Raw genomic sequence first — 2,210 nt, forward strand, 5'->3', positions numbered from 1 at the left:
AATTTTTTCTTGATTGCAATAACTTCTTGAAAAGCAACAACGCAATGAATCACTACTGGTTTTTGATATTTCTCGGCCAAAAGCAATTGCTTTTCAAAAACGGTTTGCTGTAAATCAAACGCAATTTCAATGCGTTTATCTAATCCACATTCTCCAATGGCAAGACAATTTTTTTCTTGTAATTTACTTTCAATAATTTGAAAATCTGATTCAAGCCTTTCTTCATCAATGAACCAAGGATGAATCCCAACGGAATAAAACGGAATGGAAGTATCGAATTCATGCGGATATTGATTGACTAATTCCAATACATCCAATTGATTTGTTGAATTATGTGTATGCAAATTAAAATAATCCATTAGTCGTGAAATTTCATAACTCCTGCTCTTATTTCTATATTTAAATCGTTTTCCAAGGGTACTTTTGGGCAAGAAAACTTATGATTATAGGCGCAAAACGGATTGTATGATGTATTGAAATCAATGATAATTGTATCGCCTTTTGGAATTTTTAAATCAATATATTTTCCGCCAATGTAGCTTTCTTTACCAGATGTTAAATCAGAAAAAGGTAAAAACAAATAGTCCTTGTACTCGTCATTTTTAGAAAGTTCTATGTTTCGATAAATGTTTAATTTGAACTTTAAACCATCTATCATAAAATGAGCTTCGCCATATTTTACATACAATGGTTTTCTTTCTGTAGAGGTTTTCATTTCAAAAGGCTTTTCTTTTTTAGTCCTTATAAATTGAGCAACAACAAAGAATTTTTCACTTATTGGATAAAAATCCAAAGCTTTGAAGGTATCCAAATCTTCTATTGTCAAAGGGCTTTCATTTTTATTTCCAAATTCAGTATTTAAGGTTTTTTGAAATTCTTCGATTGATGAAACATCAAACTTTTCTTGGCTAAAACCAAGATTAAACATGCCTAAAATCGCTAAAAACAGAATATTTTTCATTTTAAAATTTTATACAAAAATAGGTTAAAGTTATAACGACACAAGTTACTGAGCAATAAAAATTTTACCTTTGTACAAACATAAATTCACTACATGTTCAAAACTGCACTTCGACGCTACATCAATAATTTTAGAGGGTTTAGACGCGAAGTATGGATTCTGACTCTGATTACTTTTATCAATAGAGCGGGAACTATGGTTTTGCCATTTTTATCTAAATATTTAAAAGAAAATTTACATTTTACCTATGGCGAAGTAGGATGGATTATGGTCTCGTTTGGAATTGGTTCCATGCTTGGTTCGTGGTTGGGTGGTAAATTATCAGACAAAATTGGGTTTTACAAAGTGATGGTTTTTAGTCTTTTTACTACTGGAATTTTGTTTTTTGCGTTGCAATTTATCACAACATTTTGGGGATTATGTTTTGGAATGTTTTTATTAATGACAATTGCAGATATGTTTAGACCCGCTATGTTTGTATCATTGAGCGTTTATGCAAAACCCGAAAATCGAGTTCGAGCGTTGTCATTAGTTCGCTTAGCGATAAATCTTGGATTTGCAGCAGGACCAATGCTAGGCGGATTAATAATATTAGGAATTGGTTACCAAGGATTGTTTTGGGTCGATGGTAGTACTTGTATATTGGCAATCTTAATTTTTGCTTTTTTTGTAAAAGAAAAGAAAAAAATTCTAGAAGCCTATGATGAAGAAAATTTGGTTTCAGAACAAAAATCAGTGTTTCAGGACAAACCTTTTTGGGTTTTCTTATTTATTAGTTTTACTACAGCGATGCTGTTTTTCCAAATTTTTACTACTTTACCCCTATTTCATAACGAGCAATTTGGATTATCCGAATTTGAAACTGGTTTAATCATTTCATTAAACGGAATTTTAATTTTCATGTTTGAAATGCCATTAGTAAGTCTTCTGGAACGAAAACAAATTAATAGAATTAAAATAATATTTTGTGGTGCATTTTTAATGGCGATAAGCTTTTTTATATTATTATTTGATGCATGGGTAGGAATTTTAGTAATTAGTATTATTATCATCACTTTTGGCGAAATATTTACTTTCCCATTTGCTAATGGATTTGCAATGAGTAGAGCTCCAAAAGGTCAAGTTGGCAGATATATGGCTTTGTACACGATGAGTTTTAGCCTTGCTCATATTATAAGTTCAAAATTAGGACTCGAAATAATTTCCCATTTTGGATATTCCATAAACTGGATCGTCATGGGAAGTTTTG

General features: G+C 30.9%; 3 protein-coding genes. 1 reads left to right on the forward strand and 2 read right to left on the reverse strand.

What is annotated here, in order from left to right:
* On the reverse strand, positions 1-359 hold a 359-nt coding region (locus ACH2BP_RS01830), incomplete at its 3' end, for a TatD family hydrolase (protein ID WP_395056444.1).
* On the reverse strand, positions 359-961 hold the full coding sequence (locus ACH2BP_RS01835) for a DUF1684 domain-containing protein (RefSeq protein WP_395056446.1): 603 nt from the start codon (positions 959-961) through the stop codon (positions 359-361). The genes ACH2BP_RS01830 and ACH2BP_RS01835, both read right to left, overlap by 1 nt.
* A 93-nt stretch (positions 962-1,054) precedes the next feature.
* Here ACH2BP_RS01835 and ACH2BP_RS01840 point away from each other — a divergent pair.
* A partial coding sequence (locus ACH2BP_RS01840) for an MDR family MFS transporter (RefSeq protein WP_395056448.1) occupies positions 1,055-2,210 on the forward strand: 1,156 nt, incomplete at its 3' end.

The organism is Flavobacterium sp. (assembly GCF_043756175.1).
In the GTDB taxonomy this organism is placed as follows: Bacteria; Bacteroidota; Bacteroidia; order Flavobacteriales; family Flavobacteriaceae; genus Flavobacterium.